General features: G+C 36.2%; 5 protein-coding genes. All 5 read right to left on the bottom strand.

Annotated elements, in window-relative coordinates; genetic code table 11:
* Positions 1-42 precede the first annotated feature (42 nt).
* The 5 genes from HT701_RS09680 to HT701_RS09660 all read right to left on the bottom strand — a co-directional run bounded on the left by HT701_RS09680 (position 43) and on the right by HT701_RS09660 (position 6,380).
* Complete coding sequence (locus HT701_RS09680; protein WP_000770987.1) at positions 43-189, bottom strand: hypothetical protein; 147 nt, start codon at positions 187-189, stop codon at positions 43-45.
* Between the two features lie 296 nt (positions 190-485).
* Positions 486-938, bottom strand: coding sequence for a CFI-box-CTERM domain-containing protein (locus HT701_RS09675; RefSeq protein WP_023936107.1), 453 nt, complete (start codon positions 936-938; stop codon positions 486-488).
* Between the two features lie 13 nt (positions 939-951).
* Complete coding sequence (locus tag HT701_RS09670) at positions 952-4,029, bottom strand: DEAD/DEAH box helicase family protein (protein ID WP_119920101.1); 3,078 nt, start codon at positions 4,027-4,029, stop codon at positions 952-954.
* A 31-nt stretch (positions 4,030-4,060) separates the two neighbouring features.
* On the bottom strand, positions 4,061-4,690 hold the full coding sequence (locus HT701_RS09665; RefSeq protein WP_050223618.1) for an SLATT domain-containing protein: 630 nt from the start codon (positions 4,688-4,690) through the stop codon (positions 4,061-4,063).
* 1 nt (position 4,691) lies between these two features.
* On the bottom strand, positions 4,692-6,380 hold the full coding sequence (locus HT701_RS09660; RefSeq protein WP_119920102.1) for a site-specific DNA-methyltransferase: 1,689 nt from the start codon (positions 6,378-6,380) through the stop codon (positions 4,692-4,694).
* Positions 6,381-6,578: the final 198 nt, after the last annotated feature.

Genomic DNA, 6,578 nt, shown 5'->3' with positions numbered 1-6,578 from the left:
TTGATTTCATATTACTATTGTATAATGCTTTTTTATTTTAGTCTAGTCTAACAATTCATACCTTTGTATCTCTTTTGTTGTTTCTTCTTTTTTATCATTATCAACCCCAACAGTCACAAAGTTTACTCCAATAAATATAACCATGTAAAACAATACCAAGGCAAAGCCCAAACCCTTTAATAACTTCATTTTCTTTTCTCTACTTTCTTTTTTTGTGTTAGTCTTTTTAGTTTATCTTAATTATATATACTCTTAAAACCCAAGGGGTAAAAATCCCCCCTTACAATCCTACCATTTCATCAAGCCAGCTAGAGAAATTGTCTTCCTTTGTATCTTCCTCATTCCATTCAAAATCTTCCAAGTATGTTCTATTAGTGATTAGTTTGACACGTTTGTTTTGGTATTGGGGATCTAAATAGAATAGGGGGTCTCTTCACTATACAAGTTAGCGAGGACCCGAACTCTTTTCCTATACTCTACTCGTTTTATTGGACCACTTTTTGAGACAATTCTAGTGTATATGTTTTATACAATTGATGGCAAGTTTGATTCTCTCCTATTTTAATCAAGGAAACACAAGGTAAGACAAGTCCTGACCAGATAGACTCTAGTATTTCCTCACGATTTGAATGTTCTTCTAACTTGGCAACAATCTGAGGAGCCATCTTATAGTAGGATTCAATTTCCTCCTGACCACCATCTTTAAAAGCTAGATAAGAATCCCTGAATTTTCGCAAAGTCATCAATTCATCACAGTCATCTGCCAATCCCTTGTAAGTTACAGCTGCTTCTGTCAAATAACAACCTCTTTGTTCAATCTGATAGTAAGCATCTGGTTCACCAAAAAATCCAGTTTTAGAGCGCACATATCTCTCTGCATCACTCCTACGTTGTAAAACAGCTACTTCTCTTCCCTTACGATATACAATAAATTCCATTTCTTTTACCTCTCTATCTTACAATATTTAATAATTCCTCGTAACTTGAAACCACATCATAGATGTGCTGATCACTAATCAATCCAGCTTGAGCTAACGCTTTAAAATGAGCACGCGCACAGGCAATTTTTGCTTGCTCAGCTTGTTTTAATTGAAGACTAGACATAGAGCCTTTCGTTTCTGCAACAAAATAGATATGTTTGACACTACCTTCACGGAAGGCGATTGCCCAGTCAGGGTTATAGTTCCCAAGCGGAGTCGCAATACTGAACTTCCCTGGTAGCTTCACATAAACACGAACATCCTCGTATTGTTCCAAAGATTCTTTAAAGGTCTTCTCCGTATTGGAATCAACTTTTACAAAATTGTAAATCCCTTTTTTGGATTCAAGTAAGTGATCATCTGATCTGTTAGCAGTTTCAGGATTGTCATAAAACAAGTCCATATCATACTCTTCATTTAACACATTATACTGGATATGCTTGATAATTTGACTCGCTTTTTGTTCATTAATGAGCTTTGAAACCTTAAGAATAAACTCTTCAGGATTTTGTTTAAACTTGTCAAATTGGTAGACATAGATTTTACTTAATATTTCCGCAACCAATTTACGAGTTAAACCAGTCTGTTCAGCAATTTCCCCTAGTAAATCATATTTGGTCATAATCTGCGAATCCGTTAGATATTCTTGCTGACGATCATTCTCAGCTACTGTGAGATGGAGACCTTCTTCCTTACTCATCTCAGTAGCGCTTGCTTGAGTTATATGAAAGCTTGGTTTGCTAACGACTAATTTCTCATTGATATAGTCAACCGAATGTTTTACCAATTCCGCATCATCAAACTCTACTTGGTAACTCGTCTTACGATTGATTTGCTTCCAGAGATTTAAAAATTCTTTTCGGGCAATATTTTCTTGATTGACCTCATTTGAGAATTGAATTACCGCATTATTGGCATTTTCAATTTCATACTGTCCAGCATGATAAACGCTCTCCAATATCTCTACCAGCTTATCCTCATAACCTGCTAGTGTTTCAGACAGTTGTAACTGATGATTTTCTTTTGTAGTAAAATATTCTGCAGTCAATTGCCCTTCACGGTCTATATAGCCTTGTCGAATCAAATCAAAATGAATCGAATCTGCTTGTTCCTTGGTAATTCGTATTGTTTGACCTTCTTGATTCGTTAGAACTTTATTCGTAAAGAGAGTAACATCCACTTTTACAGGACGTTCTGCTAAGAGTTCTTTGATTTCTTCTTGTAGACTTCGAGCAAATTGATCATAACTTTCATTTGCAATTACTGTCAGTTTATTGATTTCATGAACATCATTTCCTAAGAGTTCAAAATCCTGACGAATTCCGTTTTGGTCAACTGCTAAACGCATACCACGACCGATTTCTTGACGTTTTCGAGTCTCTGCTGAAGATTGCTTCAGCGTACAGATTTGAAAGACATTAGGATTATCCCATCCCTCTTTTAGAGCTGAGTGAGAAAAGAGGAAACGAACTGGCTCTTCAAAGCTCAATAAACGCTCCTTGTCCTTCATAATCAAGTCATAGGCATCAATGTCATTTGAAAGATTATTTTTCTTTTCACTGGCAGATTTATAGTCCACAAAAATGGTCTTATCTGACTTCTTCACTTTATCTACCGAAAAGTAACCGGCATGAACTGAATTTCCTTCAAGATTAGCCTCCAAATATCGACGATAAGGAGTTGGTTCCTGTGTTCGGATAAACTGGTTTACTTGATTTCGATATTCTTCTTCAAAAATCTGAGCGTATTCACCATTATAGGCATCATTATGTTCATCATATTGTTTATACTTGGCCACTTCATCGATGAAAAATAGGGATAATACTTTAATTCTTCGATTGTACAGTTTACTTTCTTTTTCGAGATGACTTTTTATAGTTTCTCGGATTTGAATTCTTCTGATGCTCGACTCATCCACTTCCCCTATCACTTCACCAACATGAAGTTCTTGCGTCACGCCAACTTGAAGTTTGTTCTCCCTTGCATCAAAGTGACTAAGGGTCATTCCTTTATAAGCAGATAAATTCCCTGATTCAGCGTATAAATCAAAGGGTTCTTCCACTACCTTCAATTTCCTTTTGACACCTGACTGCGTTTTTACTTCAAACTCAATTTTTGCTTTGGGGGCTCCTGTTTTTTGTGGAATGATTTCTTGTAGATATAGATATCCTTGTGTCCCGGTCGTCCCAGTTTGCTCAATAGCCTTAACTGCAATCTTCTTCACTAATTTTTGATTGTAAGCATCCATGGCATCCAATCTATAAACCATATCATGCTTTTCCTTATGGGTAGCCGAATAACGTAATGTAAACAATGGCTTGAAATCTTTTAGTCTTTCCTTTGTCTGTTTCCCTTCAACAGACTGAGGTTCATCAATAATCATAATCGGATTCATAGCTGCCAAGACGTCAATTGGACGACGCCAACGGAAACTTTCCTGTTCAGAATGAATCCGTCGCGCATCTTTGCCTTTTGCATTAAAGGCTTGAGAGTTGATGACCATAATTTGAAGGTCTGACGAATTGGTAAAACTATCCAAATCACCTAAACGTGAAGAATCGTAGACAAAATAGCGTGGTTGTTTGCCATACTCCATCTGAAAGTGGCTTGACATAATTTGTAATGACTTGAGAACCCCTTCACGAATGGCTACACTTGGAACGACAATGACAAATTTAAGCCAGCCATACCGTTTATTCAACTCCATAATTGTACGGATATAAGTGTAGGTCTTCCCTGTTCCCGTCTCCATCTCTATTGAAAAATTATAAGCTTCTCTTCCAGCAATCATATCAATAGAAAGACTATCAGAAGGGCGTAAACCATAGCGAGTTTGCATGGCATGAACATTTTCTCGTACACTTGCTTGACTCAATTGAATCGGTGCATTTCGATAAGCATCTAAAACCAAATCTACCTCATCTGACTTGAGACGACCTGGATCCGCCATATACTGAACTCCAGTATGTTTGGCTTGCCCTTGAAATAAATCTGCAATGGCACTCACCGCATCCAACTGAAATTGTTGTTTTTTAAATTGTAGTTTCATAATTTATTTTCTTCTTTAGAATTTATTACTTTTAAGATAAAACCAAATACCAGATAAGAACTAATGGAATCAATAAATATTGAAACCAAATAATGATTTTATTCCAACTAAAATCATATCTCTTGATAAATTGCTCAATATAAATAAAGGCATTTTTCAGCCAACACTTTTTCTTATCATCTTCACTTGTCTCATCTGTTACTTTAGATTCCTTGTCAGATTGCGAATTGCCTTGACCATATTTTTTCTTCTGATACTTTTTAGCACACTTATGATCATAATCTGAATGATTTTCATTTCCTCGTAAACTAATTTGATACCTTGACATTATCTGTTGGTATTTTTTAATTTTTTCATCATCACTAAGTGATCTTTGGAAAATAATTGATTTTAATTCAAGTAAAAAGTCTTCTAATTCCAACTGATGATAATGTAGTTTCAGAGCTCTCTCATTATAATTCAACTTAGCAACAAAATTCTGGACAAGCAAAGAATATATGGAAAACAAAGCCGACAAAGCTAATCTATCTTTATTTTCAGCATATTCGTACAATCTTTTACTCGTATTAATCCTAGCTGAACGCACAATATCTATCGAATTGCATTTTAAATTAATCTCATAGTCTATATCTCTATCTTTAAAATCTAGAATTTCGCTCACATTACACCACCTTCACTTTTGTATGAGGTGATAATTCTTTGAAGATTTCACTTACGTTAATCTTATCTGCTGAATTGGCAAATGAACTATCACGGAAAACAGCACGGAGTGGTTGTGCTTGAGCGATATGATGGATAACTTCTTCTGATATTTCATCTTCAAAACAAGCCATAAGTGATCCTTGATCTACATCATAAACTTCTGCGCCTGCTACTTTCTCCAAGTCAATGGCTAGTGACAGTTCCATTCCCCATGTCAGCATCACTTGGAAAAGTAAGTCAAGGCCAGTACGTCCTTCCTTGATATTGGATACACTATCAAATAGTTCTCCCTGGATAAATTGATTAGGTCGAGCTGAAACATCTTTGAAATTAGAAGAGTCTAACTTATAAGCCTTAAATCCAAAGTCCTGCTTGCCAACCAACTCAGGATACTCCTCCTGAATCTTGGCAGCAGCACGACGAATCCGCTCACGTGAAATCTGATCAATAGTTTCATAACCTGCTTCTTTAGCAGCAGACTTATCAGCTACTTCTTCATCCAAAGTACATAAGATAAACTTACGATTTCCACCATCTTCAGCATTCAGTTGCATAACTGCGTCTGCCGTAGTACCAGAACCACCGAAGAAATCAAGAATAAGGGCGGTTTCTATACTTGCACCTAATCCTAACAAATTTAATAATAGTTTTGTCGGCTTAGAAAAATCGAATACTCTAAAATCAAATAACTTCTTAATTTCAGTATTGGCACGTTGATTTGTTCCAAACTCTACATTCCAAAAATCATTAGATAGTTGACCATTCTTCATTGCATCACTTAAATATATCTTTGTTCTTGGAACTCCTCCATTTTCTGGCCAATGAATTTTGTCATCTTTTAAAAGTTGGTGAAAATCTTTTTCCGAAACCATCCATGGTCCCATAAGTACTTTTCCAGCAGGACTTAGAATTTCATAATTAAACCTTCCTCGAACTTCATCACGTAGGATGCCTCTCCCATATTTTCCTTTTAAATCTTCATAAGCATATTCTTTCTTAGCTGTATCTGAAAGTGGTAACCGTCCATATGTAACTCTAGAATAATCCTTTGAATACACATATATATATTCTTTTACTCTAGCAGCTTTACCTATATTAGGCTGATTATCACTTCTTCTCCAAGCAATCGTTTGAACGAGATTCTCCTCCCCAAATATCTCATCACAGATAGCTTTCAGGTTAGCTTGTTCATTATCATCGATAGAAATAAAGATAACACCTGAATCCTTGAGGAGATTACGTGCTAGGCGGAGACGTGGATACATCATATTGAGCCAGTCTGAGTGATAACGGGCCGAAGTTTTTTCATTTTTTGTGAGCCCAATTACTTGGCGTCCTTCTTCATCCAAAAGTTCCATCTCTTCCTTCAACTCTTCGTCTGTTTTTTGGAACTTATCAGAGTATACAAAGTCTTTCCCTGTATTATAGGGTGGATCGATATAAATCATATCGATTTTTCCTAGATAGGATTCTTGTAAGATTTTCAAGACTTCTAAATTATCTCCAGTAATAAAGACATTTTCACTGTTTTCAAAGTCAACACTTTCATCAAGATCTGGTCTTAAGGTTTTGGTAGTTGGTCGCCCAGCTTCTGCAATAGCTTCACGCTTTCCAACCCAAGTAAACTCATAGGATTCTCGACCATCCACAATTTCCTCTGATAAAAACTGTTTAAGCTTCTCAAAGTCAATCGCAGGATGTAATCTGCCGTATTCATCCCTCTTTTCCGTCAGAACTTCAGGAAAAAGTTGACCAATTTTTGAAATATTATCTGTAAAAACATCTTTGGAAGTGAGAGTTAATTTCTCAAGTCCAGACTTTTCACCTGTGTGCTGTGCTGTGCTGTG

It is taken from the genome of Streptococcus sp. 10824, assembly GCF_013276595.1.
In the GTDB taxonomy this organism is placed as follows: domain Bacteria; phylum Bacillota; class Bacilli; order Lactobacillales; family Streptococcaceae; genus Streptococcus; species Streptococcus pseudopneumoniae.
This window is presented reverse-complemented; position numbering and strand designations above follow the sequence as displayed.